Genomic DNA, 17,763 nt, shown 5'->3' with positions numbered 1-17,763 from the left:
CCTCGTGCACAGACTCGGCTGCGAGAATCGTCGCGTGACCGCGACTCCGCAGCAGAACCCGCCAAGCCGGCTCCGCCGTTTCGCCGCGCCGGTCCTCCTGCTCGCGATCATGTGGGTGGTGCAGCTCGCCGACAGCGTGCTCCCCGGCTCCTTCTCCGGCTTCGGCATCCGCTCATGGGATCCGGTCGGCCTCGCCGGCATCCTCTTCGCACCGCTTCTGCACGCGAGCTGGGCGCACCTCATCGCGAACTCGGGCCCCTTCCTCGTCCTCGGGTTGCTCGTCGCGGCGGAGGGCGCGCGGCGCTTCTGGGCCGTGACCGGCGTCGTCGCGGTCGTCGGCGGTCTCGGCACGTGGATGGTGAACGCGCCGGGGACGCTCACGGTGGGAGCATCCGGCCTCGTCTTCGGCTACTTCGGATACCTCGTGGTGCGGGTGTTCGCTCCGGGGCGGGTGTCGCACCGCATCCTCTACGCGGTCATCGCCCTCGTCGTCATCGGCGTCTACGGCGCCACCATGCTCGCAGGCGTGTTCGCCGCGGCCGCCGGAGTCTCCTGGCAGGGGCACCTCTTCGGCGCTGTCGGCGGCGGTGTCGTGGCGCTCGCCGGACGCCGCCGTGCGCTCGCGGGCGGAGGGGTGCGCGCCCCGTGACCGCGAACCGGTCGAGATCGAGCGCCGCACGACGCGGCGCCGCGTCGTCGCGCCGTCCCGCGTCGTCGCGCCGTCCCGCGTCGTCGCGTCGACGTCCGGCCTCCCGCCGCCGCCCGCCGGCCCGGCGACGCACGTCCGCGAGGAAGCGCGGGCTCGTGCGCGCGCGGCGGCGACGGATGCTGCGCGTCACGCTCTCCGCTGCCGCAGTGCTGGTCATCGCCGCCGTGGCCGTGCTCGTGCCGCTCGGACTGGCTCGCGAGCCCGCCTACTGCGCCACACAGCCCGAGGCGCTGGCCGGAGCGGGCGTGGAGGGCTGGAGCGGCGAGCAGCTGCAGAACGCCGCGACGATCATGACCACGGCATCCGCTCTCGGCTTCGGGCGGGACGGCCAGATCCTCGGTGTCATGACGGCGATGGGAGAGAGCAGCCTGCGCAACATCGACTACGGGGATTGGGAGACCCGCGGAGTGACGAACCCCGACGGCTCGCCGACGTCGAGCATCGGTCTCTTCCAGCAGCAGGACTGGTGGGGGACGCCGGAGCAGCGGAGGGCCCCCGCCACAGCCGCGACGCTCTTCTACCAGCGGCTCGCGCGCGTGCCGGACTGGCAGCAGCTGCCCCCGACGCACGCCATCCACCGGGTGCAGGTGAACACGGATGCCGACTACTACGCGCGGTATCAGGACGACGCGACCGCGGTGGTCGACGCCCTCACGCGCGGCTGCCCCGGCGTCTAGGCTGGCACCGTGGCGCGGAGCATCTACATCACCTCGGCCGAAGGGCACACCGGCAAGTCGACGGTCGCGCTGGGGGTGCTCGACGCGCTCATGCGCGTCAGCCCGCGCGTGGGGGTGTTCCGGCCGATCGCACGGGCCGTCGCCGACCGCGACGAGATCCTCGAGCTGCTGCTCGCGCACGACGGCGTGCAGCTCGCCTACGAGGACTGCATCGGTGTGACCTACGACGACGTGCGAGACGACCCCGATCGCGCCCTCTCGACGATCGTCGCCCGGTTCAAGGCCGTCGAAGCACAGTGCGACGCGGTCGTCATCGTCGGGAGCGACTACACCGACGTCGCGAGCCCGGCCGAGCTCGGTTACAACGCCCGCATCGCTGCGAACCTGGGAGCCCCGGTGCTGCTCGTGCTGTCGGGCCGGGACCAGCAGCGTCAGGTCGAGCAGCTGGGCACCACGACCGCGCGCACCCCCGCAGCGGTCGGCCAGATCGCGGCGCTCGCGCTCGCCGAACTCGAAGCGGAACGTGCCGAGCTCTTCGCGGTGATCGTCAACAGGGCCGACCCCGACGCGCTCGACGAGATCAGCGCCGCGGTGGCCGCCGTACGCCCGGCACGCAGCATGTCGGTGTGGTCGATCCCGGAGGACCGCACCCTCGTGGCGCCGTCGATCCGCGGCATCCTCGCCGCCGTCGACGGGCGTCTCATCAAGGGCGACGCCGACCGGCTCGCTCGCGAAGCCCTCACGATCGTCATCGCCGGCATGTCGATGGTGAACGTGCTGCCCCGGCTCACCGAGGAGGCGGTCGTCGTCATCCCCGCTGACCGCACGGAGGTCCTGTTGGCCACGCTGCTCGCTGATGCCGCGGGCACCTTCCCTCGTGTCGCGGGCATCATCCTCAACGGCCCCTTCCCGCTGCCTGAGCCCATCGTGCAGCTGCTCGACGGCTTCGCGTCGACCGTGCCCATCATCGCGACCGACTACGGCACCTACGACACGGCGCTGCGCGTGATGGGCGCTCGCGGGCGCATATCCGCGGAGTCGCGCGGCCGGTACGACCGTGCCCTCGGACTGTTCCAGACCCACGTCGACGAGACGGCGCTCACCACCCAGCTGGGCCTCGCCGAGTCCACCGTGGTCACGCCGCTCATGTTCGAATACGGCCTCATCGAGCGTGCACGGGCGGACCGCAGGCACATCGTGCTCCCCGAGGGCGACGACGACCGCATCCTGCAAGCTGCGGCGACGTTGCTCGCACGCGAGGTCGCCGACCTGACGATCCTCGGCGACGAGGCGGCCGTGCGGGCACGCGCCGTCGAACTGGGCGTCGACATCGGTGCCGCGCAGATCATCAGTCCCACAGACCCCGAGCTGGTCGAGCGCTTCGCCGCGGAGTACGCGCGCCTGCGCGCCCACAAGGGCATCACGCTCGGACAGGCGGCCGACACGGTGACCGACGTGTCGTACTTCGGCACGATGATGGTGCATCTCGGTCTCGCTGACGGCATGGTCTCGGGCGCCGCGCACACGACCGCGCACACGATCCGGCCGTCGTTCGAGATCATCAAGACCAAGCCGGGCGTCGACGTCGTCTCGAGCGTGTTCCTCATGGCCCTCGCCGACCGCGTGCTCGTGTACGGCGACTGTGCCGTGATCCCCGACCCGACGAGCGAGCAGCTGGCCGACATCGCGATCTCCTCTGCGGCGACCGCGCGGCAGTTCGGCATCGAACCCCGGGTGGCGATGCTGTCGTACTCGACGGGCGAGTCGGGCTCGGGCGCAGACGTCGACAAGGTGCGCGCCGCCACGGCACTCGTGCACGAACGCGCGCCGGAGCTCCTCGTCGAGGGGCCGATCCAGTACGACGCGGCTGCGGACGCCGCCGTCGCCAAGGCCAAGCTCCCCGACTCCCAGGTCGCGGGCCGGGCGACGGTGTTCGTCTTCCCCGACCTGAACACCGGCAACAACACGTACAAGGCCGTGCAGCGCTCGGCGGGAGCGGTGGCGATCGGACCGGTGCTGCAGGGCCTCAACAAGCCGATCAACGACCTGTCGCGCGGCGCCCTCGTCGACGACATCGTCAATACGGTCGCGATCACCGCGATCCAGGCGCAGGAGGGGGAGTCGCGGCCGTGAGCGTCGTCCTCGTGATCAACAGCGGCTCCTCGTCGTTGAAGTACAGCCTCATCGACGTCGCACGGGAGCGCGAGCTCGCCGGCGGCCTCATCGAGCGCATCGGCCAGGAGTCGAGTCCGATCTCCCACACCGTGCGCCAGACCGAGAGCGCGGATGCCGCGACGACGATGCTCGACGCGACCTTCCGCGAGGAGCGCACGGTGCCTGACCACGACGCCGCGTTCCGCGTGATGCTCGACCAGTTCGCCGCCCGCGGGCCCTCGCTCGACGATCATCCGCCTGTCGCCGTCGGCCATCGCGTCGTGCACGGCGGGGCGCGCTTCTTCGCGCCGACGCTCATCGACGCCGATGTCGAGCGGCAGATCGAGGAGCTGGAGGTGCTCGCCCCGCTGCACAACCCGGCCAACCTCGCGGGCATCGTCGCGGCGCGCGCCGTGTTCGGCGACGTCCCGCACGTGGCGGTCTTCGACACCGCGTTCCACCAGACCCTGCCGCCGGCGGCGTACACCTACGCGATCGACGCCGAGCTGGCGGCGCGGCACCGCGTGCGGCGCTACGGATTCCACGGCACGAGCCACCAGTTCGTCAGCGAGGCGGCAGCGGCGTACCTCGGGCGCGACCTCGCGGAGCTGCGGCAGCTCGTGTTCCACCTGGGCAACGGCGCATCGGTCACCGCGATCGACGGCGGCCGCTCGGTGGAGACGTCGATGGGCCTCACGCCGCTGGAAGGCCTCGTGATGGGGACGCGCTCCGGTGACATCGATCCTGCGGCGCTCGTGCACCTGTCGCGCAGGGCGGGGTACTCGATCGACGACCTCGACGCGCTCCTCAACACCCGGAGCGGCCTGAAAGGGCTGGCGGACCGCAGCGACATGCGCGACATCCTCGCCGGACGGGAGGCGGGGGAGGAGGCCGCTACCCTCGCCTTCGACGTCTACATCCACCGGCTCCGCGCATACGCCGGCGCGTACATCGCGCAGCTCGGAGGGGTCGACGTCATCTCGTTCACGGCCGGTGTCGGCGAGAACGCAGCGCCCGTGCGCGCGGCGGCGATGGCGACGCTCGGGTTCGCCGGCGTCGAGATCGATGTCGAGCGCAACGAGGCGCGCGAGCGCGGCATCCGTCGCATCTCGACCGACGCCTCCCGCGTCACCGTGCTCGTCGTCCCCACGAACGAGGAGCTCCAGATCGCCCGGCAGACCGCCGCCCTGCTCTGACCCGGGGTCCGGCCCCGGCATCCGGCCCCTGCCCTGCCCGCCCCGGCATCCGGCGGTGCACTTTGTCGGGAGAAGGGACGAATGTCGGAAGAACTCGGCCGTCTTCTCCCGACAAAGCGCATCTCTCCCGACAAAGCGACTGCCGGTCGCGACGGATGCTGTGCACGCTCGAGAACTCAGGACCCGCAGGGGTTACCTCGCCCGCCCGAGCCGCACTACGCTGGCACAGTGGCACGGAGAGGTGCCGACCCTTTCGTCCTTCTCCTGGAGGCTCCTGTGCCCGAAGCCCTGCCCGATCTGCTCCATGCCGACGGCGTGCTCTTCGACCTCGACGGCGTGCTCACGCCGACTGCCGAGGTGCACATGCGCGCGTGGAAGGCCGTGTTCGACGACGTCTTCGCACGATGGAGCATCGAGCCGCCGTACACCGACGCCGACTACTTCGACTACGTCGACGGCAAGAAGCGCTACGACGGCGTCGCCAGCCTGCTGCACAGCCGCAACGTCGAGGTGCCGTGGGGTGCCGTCGACGACCCGCCGGAGGCTGAGACGGTGTGTGGCATCGGCAACCGCAAGAACGCGGCCTTCGCGGCGACCCTGCGCGCCGAGGGCATCGCCCCGTACCGCGGCTCTCTCGCACTCGTCGAGCGGTTGCACGCGGCAGGCGTCCCGCTCGGCGTCGTGTCGAGCTCGAAGAACGCCGAAGAGGTGCTCGCCGCCGCCGGCATCCGCTCGTTCTTCCGCGTGGTCGTCGACGGCGTCGTCGCCGAGCGTGAGTCGCTGTCGTCCAAGCCCGCGCCCGACATGTTCCGTGCCGGTGCCGAAGCCCTGGGCGTCGACCCCGCGCGCAGCGTCGCCGTCGAAGACGCGACGTCGGGGGTCGCCTCCGCGGCCGCCGCGGGATACGGGGTCGTGATCGGCGTCGACCGCGGTGCCGGTGCTGACGCGCTGCGACGCGTCGGAGCGACCGTGGTGGTCGACGACCTCGCCGAGCTCCTTCCCGACCCCACACCATCCACGGCATCCCGCGGCGCGGCATCCGACGCCGACGCCCCCGCAGACCCCTCCGCACCCGACACCGAGGAGACCGCATGATCGACCGCGACCGCTTCCCCGTCGACCCCTGGCGTCTGATCGAGACGCGCTATTCCGAAGACGGGATGGGCGAGACGCTGTTCGGCGTCGGGAACGGCTACCTGGGCCTGCGAGGCAACCACATCGAGGGCCGAGGTGCGCACGAGCACGGCACCTTCATCAACGGGCTGCACGAGACCTGGCAGATCCGCCATGCCGAGCAGGCGTACGGGTTCGCCGAGGTGGGGCAGACCATCGTCAACGCGCCCGATGCGAAGGTCATGCGCGTGTACGTCGATGACGAGCCGATCTCCTTCGACGACGCCGATGTGCGCGACTATCGCCGCACGCTCGACATGCGCACCGGTGTGCTCGAGCGCGTCGTCGTGTGGGAGACGCCGTCGGGCAAGCGCGTGCGCATCCGCGACGAGCGCATCGTGAGCTTCGAGGAGCGGCACCTCGCGATCCTCCGGCTCGAGGTCGTCGTCGAGAACTCGGATGCTCCGGTCACGGTGAGCTGCCAGCTGCTGAACCGTCAGGACGGCGCCGGCGTCTACGCGGGAACCCCCGCGGCAGCGCAGGCGGCTGGCTTCGACCCGCGCAAGGCCGAGAAGATCGCCGACCGCGTGCTGCAGCCCGACGAGTTCTGGCAGGACGGCCTGCGCTCCGCGCTGTCGTACCGGGTCGCGGCATCCGGGATGACGGTGGCCGTGGTCGCCGACCACCTCATCGAGACCGAGAACGAGTACACGGCCCGCACGCTCATCGAGCCTGACATCGCGAAGAACGTCTTCCGCGTGCAGGCGAAGGCCGGCGTGCCCATTCGCATCACGAAGGTCGTGAGCTACCACACGTCGCGCGGGGTCCCGCCCCGCGAGCTCGTCGACCGCTGCCGCCGTACCCTCGACCGTGTCGTTGTGGAGGGCATCGACGAGCAGTTCCGCCGCCAGGAGGAGTGGCTCTCGGCGTTCTGGTCGCGCAGCGATGTGCAGATCGCCGGGCACGACGACCTGCAGCAGGCGACGCGCTGGTGCCTGCTTCAACTCGCCCAGGCGTCGGCACGGGCCGACGGCAGCGGAGTGGCGGCGAAGGGTGTCTCCGGTTCGGGGTACAGCGGCCACTACTTCTGGGACACGGAGATCTACGTGCTCCCGTTCCTCACATACACCTCGCCGCAGTGGGCCCGCAACGCCCTGCGCGCTCGCGTGCTCATGCTTCCGGCGGCGCGGCGTCGCGCGGCACAGCTCAACGAGGCGGGCGCGCTCTTCCCGTGGCGCACGATCAATGGTGAGGAGGCGTCGGCCTACTACGCGGCGGGCACGGCGCAGTACCACATCAACGCCGACATCAGCTTCGCTCTCGGCAAGTACGTGCGGGCAACGGGCGACGAGGAGTTCCTGCGCCGCGAAGGCGCCGACATTGCCGTCGACACGGCGCGGCTGTGGACGACCCTCGGCTTCTGGCGGTCGGCGAACGGCTCGGGGGAGACGTTCCACATCCACGGTGTCACGGGTCCCGACGAGTACACGACCGTCGTGAACGACAACCTCTACACGAACGTGATGGCGCGCTACAACCTCCGCTACGCGGCGAAGGTCGTTCGCGAGATCGAGGAGCTGTTCCCCGAGGACTACGCGCGCCTCGTTGAGCGCACCGGCCTTGGCCCCGGCGAGGCGGCGGAGTGGGAGCGCGCCGCCGAGGCGATGTTCATCCCGTACAGCGAGTCGCTGGGCATCCACCCGCAGGACTCCCTGTTCCTCGAGCGTGAGGTGTGGGACCTGGCGCACACGCCGGCGGATCAGCGTCCGCTGCTGCTGCACTTCCACCCTCTCGTGATCTACCGGTTCCAGGTGCTCAAGCAGGCGGATGTCGTGCTCGCCCTGTTCCTGCAGGGCAACCACTTCACGGATGCCGAGAAGCTCGCCGACTTCGAGTACTACGACCCGCTGACCACGGGCGATTCGACTCTGTCGGCGGTCGTCCAGTCGATCATGGCGGCCGAGGTCGGCTATCAGGACCTCGCCCTGGAGTACTTCGAGCAGTCGATCTACGTCGACCTGCACGACCTGCACCACAACGCGGCCGACGGCGTGCACGTCGCGTCGGCCGGTGGGGTGTGGACGGCGCTCGTGTGCGGCTTCGGAGGCATGCGCGACTATGCCGGCGAGCTGAGCTTCGACCCCCGTCTGCCGGAGGCGTGGCCCTCGTTGTCGTACCCGCTGCAGTGGCAGGGGTCGGCGCTGCAGGTCACGGTGACGCGGGACACACTCACGGTCGAGGTCCGTTCGGGCGCCCCGGTGCCGTTCACGGTCCGCGACATGACGTATATCGCGACGACCGAGGCTCCGGCCGTCGTGCCGCTCGCCGACCAGGGCCCGGTCATCCCCGGACGCCCGACGCTGCGGCAGTTCCAAGACGCGCGACGCGACGACGGCACCCGCCTGTCGGCATCCGTGCCTGTGATCACGACCTCGATCCCGGTGATCGGCGTCGAGGACTGACCCGGACCGCCGCGACCCCCGCCGGCCTCATCCCGGCGGGGTTCGCGGGGGAATGCCGAGTGTCCGTGGCACGGCTTAGGCTGTTCTGGTGACCACAGCCCTCTACCGCCGCTACCGGCCCGAGTCCTTCGGCGAGATGATCGGGCAGTCCCAGGTGACCGAGCCGCTGATGACCGCCCTCCGCGGCGACCGCGTCGGGCACGCCTACCTGTTCTCCGGCCCGCGCGGCTGCGGAAAGACGACATCGGCCCGCATCCTCGCGCGCTGCCTCAACTGCGCGGAGGGGCCGACCGACACCCCGTGCGGCACGTGCCCCAGCTGCGTCGAGCTCTCGCGCGCGGGCGGCGGATCGCTCGACGTGGTCGAGATCGACGCCGCGAGCCACAACGGCGTCGACGACGCGCGCGACCTCCGCGAGCGCGCGACCTTCGCGCCGAGCCGTGACCGGTACAAGATCTTCATCCTCGACGAGGCGCACATGGTCACGCCGCAGGGGTTCAACGCCCTGCTGAAGCTCGTCGAAGAGCCGCCGCCGCACGTCAAGTTCATCTTCGCCACGACCGAGCCCGAGAAGGTCCTCGGCACCATCCGGTCGCGCACCCACCACTACCCGTTCCGCCTCGTGCCTCCGGCGGCCATGCTCGAGTACGTCGAGAAGCTGTGCGCAGAAGAGGGCGTCGTGGTCGAGCAGGGCGTGCTCCCGCTCGTCGTGCGCGCCGGCGGCGGCTCCCCGCGTGACACGTTGTCGCTGCTCGACCAGCTGATCGCCGGATCCGATTCGGCTGCCGGCTCCGAGACGGTCACGGTGGCCTACGAGCGCGCTGTCGCTCTGCTCGGCTATACGCATGCCACGGTGCTCGACGAGATCGTCGACGCGCTCGCCGCGGGCGATGCGGCTGCGGCCTTCCCGGCGATCGACAAGGTCGTGCAGACCGGACAGGACCCACGACGGTTCGTCGACGATCTGCTCGAGAGGCTGCGCGACCTCATCGTCATCGCCGCGGTCGGATCGGGAGCCTCTGCAGTGCTCCGCGGCGTGGCCGACGACGAGCTGCAGCGCATGCGGGCGCAGGCCGATGCCTTCGGCTCCGCGCGGCTGTCGCGCACGGCAGATCTCGTCAGCGCCGCGCTCGACGACATGACGGGTGCGACCTCCCCTCGGCTTCACCTTGAGCTCATGGTGGCGCGGGTGCTGGCAGGGGCGGATGCCGCGGCGGCGCCGTCGCCGGGAACGATCGCCCCCGCGTCTGCGACGCGGCCTTCGTCTGCCGTGACCGGGATCCCCGGTACGGCGGCCGCGTCGATCGCTGCGGCGGCCGCGGCGCAGGCACCCGCCTCTGGAGCCAGTGCGTCGGCTGGCCAGGCGGCAGGAGCGCCGAACGCGTCTGAGACGCCTGACGCCCAGGCTGCGCCGAGCGCGACGACGCCTGGCGCGGCGATCCCCGAGCCTGCCGCGACCGGCCCCGTGACCTTCGAGCGCATCTCGTCGGCCTGGCCGTCGGTGCTGTCGCGCCTCGAAGGGATCAGCCGCACGTCGTGGCTGCTCGCCACCGCAGTGCAGCCGCTCGCTTATGACGAAGAATCCGAGGTGCTCACGCTCGGGTTCACCAGTCAGCACGACGTGCAGAAGTTCAAGGGTGCGACCCCGGGCTCCGGCCCGTCCGACCACCTCCGCTCGGCGATCGAGCAGGAGGTGGGTGTCAGGGTCAAATACCGTCCAGCGCCGATGCCGCCTGGCGGCGCGCCTCGCCAGTCGTCTGGCGGGCCCGCCGCGTCGGCTCCCGGCGACCCGGGCTCTGCATCGGAGCCTGCGTCAGCGGGCTCCGCCCGACCCCAGGTCCGCGCCGACGCGGCGCCCGTCACCGAATGGGCGGTGGCTCGCATCCCGTCCTCCGACGCCGCGCCGGCCGACGCGCCGGGCTCCGCATCCGGCTCCGCATCCGCCGCCGTGCCGCTGTCGTCGGCCGCCGCTGCTGGTCACGTCGCCGACGCGATGGTGCCGAAGGGCGTCGGCTCGGCCGCCTCCGCAGCGGGTGCGCATCCGGGTGCCGGCGTCGGTGCAGCATCCGGCCCATCGCAGCCCGCGGAGAGCGGCGCTGCGGGAAGGGCACCGGAATCCGCGGCGGGCGACCCGCCGCCGTATCCCGACGAGCCGCCGTTCTATGACGACGAACCGCCCTACGATCCGGCGTACGAGCCTGCCGCGCCGCCGGCCGGATATTCGTCCGCCGGTCCGGCACCGTCGGGATATGCATCCGCCGGTCCGGCACCGTCGGGATATGCATCCGCCGGTCCGGCATCGTCGGGACATTCGTCCGCCGGTCCGGTGACGAATCGAGGACCGGCTGGTCCGGGCGGGGGCGCTGCACCGGCCGCTCCGGCATCCGATGTCTCCGCTCCATCCGCTCCGCCGGCCCAGCCGAAGACTCCCGTCGTCACCGAACGCGCCCCGTCCGGGGGAGTGCAGCGATACGGCGAAGCAGTGATCCGCCAGGTGCTCGGCGCCACGTTCGTGCGCGAAGAGCCCTATGAGCCCCCCACGAGGTTCTCCTGATGTACGACGGCATCGTCCAGGAGCTGATCGACGAGTTCGGTCGGCTGCCGGGTATCGGACCCAAGTCCGCCCAGCGCATCGCGTTCCACATCCTGCAGACGCCGACGTTCGACGTCGCACGGCTCGCCGAGCTGCTCACCGAGATCCGTGAGCGCGTGCGCTTCTGCGAGATCTGCGGCAACGTCGCCGAACAGGACAGGTGCGCCATCTGCCGCGACCCGCGGCGCAACGCGGCGCTGATCTGCGTCGTCGAAGATGCGAAAGACGTCGCGGCGATCGAGCGCACCCGCGAGTTCCGGGGGCTCTACCACGTGCTCGGCGGAGCGATCAGCCCGATCGCCGGCATCGGCCCCGACGACCTTCGCATCGCCCAGCTGATGACGCGCCTCGCCGACGGCACCGTGCAGGAGGTCATCCTCGCCACGAACCCCAACCTCGAAGGCGAGGCGACGGCGAGCTACCTCAGCCGCCTGCTCACCACCATGCAGATCACCGTCTCGCGCCTGGCATCGGGGCTGCCCGTGGGCGGTGACCTCGAGTACGCCGACGAGGTCACGCTCGGCCGGGCCTTCGAAGGCCGGCGCGTCCTGTGAACACGCACTCCGGTTTCACCCGGCGCGGATGGCTGCTGTTCGCCGCCATGTGCCTCCTGTGGGGCGTGCCGTACCTGTTCATCAGCGTCGCGGTCGAGTCGTTCTCCCCGCCGGCGATCGTCGCCGGTCGCACTCTCATCGCGGCGCTTCTGCTCCTGCCGTTCGCGATCCGCTCCGGCGCTCTGAAGGCTGCGCTCAGATTGTGGCCGTGGGTGCTGGCGTTCGGCGCGGTCGAGATGGCCGGACCGTTCCTCCTGCTCGGCCATGCCGAGATGACCCTGCCTTCGGGAATGACAGGACTCCTCGTCGCCACGGTCCCCCTGTTCGCCGCGCTCATCGCCCTCGGCGGGGGAGACCGCGGGGTGCTGCGGCCCGCCCGCGCCATCGGCCTCGTCGTCGGGTTCGTCGGGGTCGCGATCGTCGTCGCCGGACCCGGGTTGTTCGGTGGTGAGGTGAGCCTGCTGGCTGCGGCGGAGGTGCTGCTCGTCGCGATCCTTTACGCGATCGCCCCTTTCATCGTCGCGCGCAAGCTCGGCGACGTGCCCTCGCTCGGCGTGATCACGCTGTCGCTCCTCATGATCGGCATCCTCTACTTGCCGATCGGTCTGCTCACCCAGCACCAGGTGCCCACGCTGCCGTCGATCGGTGCGCTGCTCGCCCTTGCCGTCGTGTGCACGGCTGTCGCGTTCCTCGCCTTCTTCGCACTCATCCGCGAGGTCGGTCCGGTGCGCGCTCCGCTGTTCACGTACGTCAACCCCGTCGTCGCGATCATCCTCGGCGCGATCGTGCTGGCAGAGCCTCTGACACCGGGCCTGTTGATCGGATTCCCGCTCATCATCATCGGATGCTGGTTCGCCGGCACCGGCGGACGCCTCCGCCCCGCGGCTCCCGCTCCGCTGCCTCCGGCCCCCTGACCCCGCCGCGGGCTGCCGTAGCCCGCTGCCGAGGCCCGCTGCCGCCGCCGTGGCTCGCCCGCCGTGCCCGCCGTGGCCCGCCAGTCGCGGTATCCGCTTGCGGCTCGCCCGCCGTCGCGCGCCAGTCGCGGCATCCGCGTGCGGCTCGGTACGAAAGGTCGGAGTCGCGGGGCGACACGCCGCATCCGGATGCCTCGGCGCGGCGTGTCGGCCGGAAACTCCGACGTTTCGAACCGCCCGGCCCCGCGCCGCCCCGCCCCCGCGCGCCCCACGCCCTGCACCCCCGCCCCGCCCCGCGCCCGGCCCGGCGCCGCCCCGCCCGCCCGCACCGCCGCGCCCGCCCCCGCCCCGCGCCCGCCTGCACCCCCGCGCCGCGCCCGCCCGCGCCCGTCACATGCGCGAAGCGGCATACGCGCGCTCCGTAGAATGAGCGTGGGCGGATCCGCCCGACATCCCAGGGAGTGAACGTGGCCCTCATCGTGCAGAAGTACGGCGGCTCGTCCGTCGCCGACGCAGAGAGCATCAAGCGCGTCGCCAAGCGCATCGTCGACACGCGTCGTGCCGGACATGACGTCGTGGTCGCGGTCAGCGCCATGGGCGACACGACCGACGAGCTGCTCGACCTGGCGAACGAGGTGGCGCCCATTCCGGCTCCGCGCGAGCTCGACATGCTCCTGTCGAGCGGTGAGCGCATCTCCATGGCGCTCCTCGCCATGGCCATCCACTCCATGGGCTTCGAGGCGCGTTCCTTCACAGGCAGCCAGGCCGGCATGATCACCGACTCCCAGCACGGCGCGGCCCGCATCGTCGACGTCACCCCTGTGCGTCTGCGCGAAGCGCTCGACGAGGGCGCCATCGTCATCGTGGCGGGTTTCCAGGGCTTCAACCGCGATACGCGTGACATCACCACGCTCGGGCGCGGCGGCTCCGACACGACCGCCGTCGCTCTGGCCGCGGCGCTCGACGCGGACGTCTGTGAGATCTACAGCGACGTCGACGGCATCTTCACCGCCGACCCTCGCGTCATCCCGCTCGCTCAGAAGCTCGACCACATCTCGAGCGAGGAGATGCTCGAGCTCGCCGCCAACGGCGCCAAGGTGCTCTATATCCGCGCCGTCGAGTACGCACGCCGTCACGGCGTCCTGATCCACGCCCGGTCGACCTTCTCGTCGGCAGAGGGCACATTCGTTCTGGGCGAGGGCATGAAGAACCCCCGCGAATCCGAGGGAGCAGCAATGGAAGAGCCGATCGTCGCCGGCGTGGCCACCGACTTCAGCCAGGCCAAGATCACGGTCGCCGGTGTGCCGGATGTTCCGGGCAAGGCCGCCGAGATCTTCAAGATCGTCGCGAAGTCGGGTGCCAACGTCGACATGATCGTGCAGAACGTGTCGGCGACCGGCCGCACGGATATCTCGTTCACGGTGCCCAAGGCGGATGCCGCGGGCGCGCTCAAGGCGCTGGCCGGGGAGCAGGCCGAGGTTGGCTTCCAGAACCTCGTCCACGACGACCAGATCGGCAAGCTGTCGGTCGTCGGCGCGGGCATGCGCACCCACTCGGGCGTCTCGGCCACGCTGTTCGAGGCGCTCTCGGCCGCCGGCATCAACATCGAGATGATCTCGACGTCGGAGATCCGCATCTCCGTCGTGCTCCGCGACGCCGATCTCGCCGAGGCAGCCCGGGCCGTGCACACGGCCTACGGGCTCGACGGCGAGGCTGAGGCGACGGTCCACGCCGGCACTGGCCGCTGAACGGCCGGAACCACCGGCCGCCGAACCAGCCCGGCCGCAGCCCCCGGCGCCGCCCCGGCCGCTGCGCCGATCGCACCCGCATCCGTCATCACGACCCCGGCACCGTCCCGGTCGCGATAGACTCACCGGAACCCTGACATCGGCGCCAGGCGCGGCATCCGCACCACGACGCCGCGCCCTGCGCCTCGCACGCTGTACCGTACGACGCCGAGGAAGACCATGACCCGCATCTCCGACTCCGGACTCTCCGTCGCCATCGTGGGCGCCACCGGCCAGGTGGGCACCGTGATGCGCGAGATTCTCGCCGAGCGGTCGTTCCCGATCCGCGAGCTGCGTCTCTTCTCGTCGTCGCGCTCGGCAGGCACCGCCATCGAGTTCGGGGGCGCGACCGTGATCGTCGAAGACGTCGAGACGGCGGATGCCGCAGGCATCGACATCGCCCTTTTCTCCGCGGGCGCCCCCGGGAGCCGTGCCTACGCTCCGCGCTTCGCCGAGGCAGGCGCCGTCGTCGTCGACAACTCGAGCGCGTGGCGCAACGACCCCGAGGTGCCGCTCGTGGTCAGCGAGGTCAACCCGCACGCGATCGATGAGCGTCCCAAGGGCATCATCGCCAACCCGAACTGCACGACCATGGCGGCGATGCCGGTTCTGAAGGCGCTGGATGCCGAGGCCGGTCTTGAACGGCTCATCGTCTCCACATACCAGGCGGTTTCGGGCTCGGGTCTCGCGGGCGCGCAGGAGCTCCTGGGACAGGTCGAGGGCGTGCTCGCGCAGGGCGACACCCTGCGCCTCGTGCACGACGGCTCGGCCGTCGACTTCCCGCAGCCGGAGAAGTACGTCGCCCCCATCGCGTTCGATGTCATCCCGTTCGCCGGGAACCTCGTCGACGACGGCGACAACGAGACCGACGAGGAGAAGAAGCTCCGCAACGAGAGCCGCAAGATCCTGGAACTGCCGGATCTCCGCGTCGCAGGAACCTGCGTGCGGGTGCCGGTCTTCACGGGGCACTCGCTGTCCATCCACGCCGAGTTCGCGCGGGACATCACGCCGCAGCGCGCGACGGAGATCCTCGCCGATGCGCCCGGGGTGGCGCTCGAAGAGGTCCCGACGCCGCTGTATGCGGCGGGCAAGGACCCGAGCTTCGTCGGCCGCATCCGCGCCGACCAGTCGGCGCCGGAGGGCAAGGGGCTCGTGTTGTTCATCAGCAACGACAACCTCCGCAAGGGTGCGGCGCTCAACGCCGTGCAGATCGCCGAGATCGTCGCGGAGCGCCTCGTCGCAGCATCCGTCTGACGGGGCGGCCTCCTCGCGGTATCCGCCCGACGGCGTCCATAGCCTGCATGCATCCCGCCATGCCGATCCGCTCTGCCCGGGGCGTTCCGGGTGGTCAGCCGTGTCGCGCCCGCGAACTAGACTGGTCTGGTGACTGAGAACGTCGATGTCGTCCTGATCGGCGGTGGCATCATGAGCGCCACCCTGGGTACTCTGCTGCACGAACTGCAGCCTGACTGGAAGATCGTCGCCTTCGAGCGACTCTCCGATGTGGCCCAGGAGTCGTCGAACCCGTGGAACAACGCCGGCACCGGCCACGCGGCGCTCTGCGAGCTCAACTACATGCCGCAGCAGGGCGATGCTCCGCTCGACCCGGCCAAGGCGATCTCGATCAACGAGCAGTTCCAGCAGAGCCGCCAGTTCTGGTCGTCGCTCGTCGACAAGGGCATCCTCGACGCCCCCTCGACGTTCATCAACGCCACTCCGCACATGACGTTCGTGCGCGGAGAGAAAGACGTCGCGTACCTCAAGAAGCGCTACGAGGTGCTGAAGGACCAGCCGCTGTTCGCGGGCATCGAGTACAGCGAGGACTCCCGCGTCATCAACCAGTGGGCGCCGCTCCTCATGCAGAAGCGCCGCAAGGGTGAGCCGTTCGCGGCGACTCGGGTGCCGAGCGGCACCGACGTCGACTTCGGTGCGCTCACGCACCAGCTCTTCGATCACCTCACGGCGTCGGGCGTCGACCTGCGCGTGAACCACGAGGTCCGCTCGCTCAAGAAGCAGAAAGACGGACGCTGGCGCATCAAGTACCGCAACACGATCGGCCGCACGCCGAACGAGATCACGGCGCGCTTCGTGTTCGTCGGGGCCGGCGGCTGGGCCCTCAAGCTGCTGCAGAGCTCGCGCATCCCGGAGATCAAGGGGTACGGGGTGTTCCCGATCGGCGGCCAGTTCCTCAAGACCACCAACCCGGCGATCGTCGCGCAGCACAAGGCCAAGGTGTACTCGCAGGCGTCCGTCGGCGCTCCGCCGATGTCGGTGCCCCACCTCGACACCCGTGTGGTCGAGGGTGAGGCCTCGCTCATGTTCGGCCCCTTCGCGACCTTCAGCCCGAAGTTCCTCAAGAAGGGTTCGATGCTCGACATCGTGACCCAGGTGCGCACGCACAACCTGTGGCCGATGCTGCGCGTAGCCTTCGCGAACCCCGACCTCATCATGTACCTCGTCAGCGAGCTGCTGAAGAACCACCGCAAGAAGGTCGAGAGCCTGCGCACCTTCATGCCGACGGCGAAGGACGAGGACTGGACGCTCATCAACGCCGGTCAGCGCGCGCAGGTGATGAAGAAGGACCCGAAGAAGGGCGGCGTGCTGCAGTTCGGCACCGAGGTGGTGTCGTCGGCTGACGGCTCGATCGCCGGCCTGCTCGGAGCCTCTCCCGGCGCATCGACCGCGGTACCGATCATGCTCGACCTGCTGAAGAAGTGCTTCCCCGCCGAGTACCCGGGCTGGGAGAGCACGCTGCGCGAGCTCATCCCGACGTTCGGTGAGAAGCTGAACACCGACCCCGCGCTGGCGGCGAAGTCGACGGAGGCCACGGCCGCGACGCTCGGCCTCAACTCCTGACGACATCGTGGCGAAGCTCTACTTCCGCTACGGCGCGATGAACTCGGGCAAGTCCACCTCGCTGCTGCAAGCCGCGTACAACTACGAAGAGCGCGGCCAGCAGGTGCTGCTCGCCAAGCCTGCGATCGACACCAAGGGCGCATCGCAGATCGACAGCCGGCTCGGCGTGACGCGCGAGGTCGACTTCCTCATCGGCGCGGACGACGATGTGCGCGACCTGTTCGACGATCACAGCGCCGGCGCGAACATCGCGTGCCTCCTGATCGACGAGGCCCAGTTCCTCACGCCGGAGCAGGTCGACGACCTCTTCCGCATCGCGGTGGAAGACGGCATCCCGGTGCTCGCCTACGGCATCCGCAACGACTTCCTCACGCACGCGTTCCCAGGATCGGCGCGCCTGCTCGCGATCGCGCACTCCCTCGAGGAGCTGAAGACGATCTGCCGCTGTGGCCGCAAGGCCGTGTTCAATGGTCGTGTCGTCGGCGGGCGCTTCGTGTTCGACGGCGACCAGGTCGCGATCGACGAGGGCGCCGACGGAACCGCGGCCCCCGAGGTGACGACATACGAGTCGCTGTGCGGCGCCTGCTATCTGGAGGAGTCCGGCGGCCGACTCGGCTGACCCATCCCAGGGGTGCTCGTCCCGGGACGCACACTCTCCCGCGCGGAACTCGTCCCCAACCGCCGAGCCCACGCTCGGCGATTCCCGCGCACATCGCGGCGTCGGCGGCGACCTTGGCGCCGCGTTCCG

At 70.5% G+C, this 17,763-nt stretch carries 13 protein-coding genes; all 13 read left to right on the top strand.

What is annotated here, in order from left to right; genetic code table 11:
• Positions 1-34: 34 nt before the first annotated feature.
• The 13 genes from AB663_RS00255 to AB663_RS00195 all read left to right on the top strand — a co-directional run bounded on the left by AB663_RS00255 (position 35) and on the right by AB663_RS00195 (position 17,634).
• Positions 35-649 carry a rhomboid family intramembrane serine protease gene (locus tag AB663_RS00255; RefSeq protein WP_067194271.1) on the top strand — a complete coding sequence of 205 codons (615 nt, stop codon included), beginning with the start codon at positions 35-37 and terminating at the stop codon, positions 647-649.
• 155 nt (positions 650-804) lie between these two features.
• Positions 805-1,386: a hypothetical protein gene (locus tag AB663_RS00250; RefSeq protein WP_232304584.1), complete on the top strand. Its 582-nt coding sequence runs from the start codon at positions 805-807 to the stop codon at positions 1,384-1,386.
• A gap of 9 nt (positions 1,387-1,395) precedes the next feature.
• The gene (gene pta, locus AB663_RS00245) at positions 1,396-3,519 is read left to right on the top strand and encodes a phosphate acetyltransferase (RefSeq protein WP_067194266.1); all 2,124 of its coding nucleotides are present in this window, start codon (positions 1,396-1,398) and stop codon (positions 3,517-3,519) included.
• Positions 3,516-4,736 (top strand): acetate/propionate family kinase, encoded by a 1,221-nt coding sequence (locus AB663_RS00240; RefSeq protein ID WP_067194263.1) that lies wholly within the window; start codon positions 3,516-3,518, stop codon positions 4,734-4,736. The genes pta and AB663_RS00240 overlap by 4 nt, the downstream gene beginning before the upstream one ends.
• Positions 4,737-4,964: 228 nt before the next feature.
• Positions 4,965-5,831 (top strand): HAD family hydrolase, encoded by an 867-nt coding sequence (locus AB663_RS00235; protein ID WP_442922649.1) that lies wholly within the window; start codon positions 4,965-4,967, stop codon positions 5,829-5,831.
• Positions 5,828-8,311, top strand: a complete 2,484-nt coding sequence (locus AB663_RS00230; protein WP_067194257.1) for a glycoside hydrolase family 65 protein — start codon at positions 5,828-5,830, stop codon at positions 8,309-8,311. Before AB663_RS00235 ends, AB663_RS00230 begins: the two co-directional genes overlap by 4 nt.
• A gap of 88 nt (positions 8,312-8,399) precedes the next feature.
• Positions 8,400-10,865 (top strand): DNA polymerase III subunit gamma and tau, encoded by a 2,466-nt coding sequence (locus AB663_RS00225; RefSeq protein ID WP_067194254.1) that lies wholly within the window; start codon positions 8,400-8,402, stop codon positions 10,863-10,865.
• Positions 10,865-11,458 (top strand): recombination mediator RecR, encoded by a 594-nt coding sequence (gene recR, locus AB663_RS00220; RefSeq protein ID WP_067194251.1) that lies wholly within the window; start codon positions 10,865-10,867, stop codon positions 11,456-11,458. The genes AB663_RS00225 and recR overlap by 1 nt, the downstream gene beginning before the upstream one ends.
• On the top strand, positions 11,455-12,372 hold the full coding sequence (locus tag AB663_RS00215) for a DMT family transporter (protein WP_083511025.1): 918 nt from the start codon (positions 11,455-11,457) through the stop codon (positions 12,370-12,372). Before recR ends, AB663_RS00215 begins: the two co-directional genes overlap by 4 nt.
• 467 nt (positions 12,373-12,839) lie before the next feature.
• Complete coding sequence (locus tag AB663_RS00210; protein ID WP_067201893.1) at positions 12,840-14,120, top strand: aspartate kinase; 1,281 nt, start codon at positions 12,840-12,842, stop codon at positions 14,118-14,120.
• A 219-nt stretch (positions 14,121-14,339) separates the two neighbouring features.
• On the top strand, positions 14,340-15,413 hold the full coding sequence (locus AB663_RS00205) for an aspartate-semialdehyde dehydrogenase (protein ID WP_067194248.1): 1,074 nt from the start codon (positions 14,340-14,342) through the stop codon (positions 15,411-15,413).
• 171 nt (positions 15,414-15,584) lie between these two features.
• Complete coding sequence (gene mqo, locus AB663_RS00200; protein ID WP_232304701.1) at positions 15,585-17,015, top strand: malate dehydrogenase (quinone); 1,431 nt, start codon at positions 15,585-15,587, stop codon at positions 17,013-17,015.
• 7 nt (positions 17,016-17,022) lie between these two features.
• Positions 17,023-17,634, top strand: a complete 612-nt coding sequence (locus tag AB663_RS00195; protein ID WP_067194242.1) for a thymidine kinase — start codon at positions 17,023-17,025, stop codon at positions 17,632-17,634.
• The last annotated feature ends 129 nt before the right edge of the window (positions 17,635-17,763 follow it).

It is taken from the genome of Microbacterium sp. XT11 (genome assembly GCF_001513675.1).
In the GTDB taxonomy this organism is placed as follows: domain Bacteria; phylum Actinomycetota; class Actinomycetes; order Actinomycetales; family Microbacteriaceae; genus Microbacterium.
This window is presented reverse-complemented; position numbering and strand designations above follow the sequence as displayed.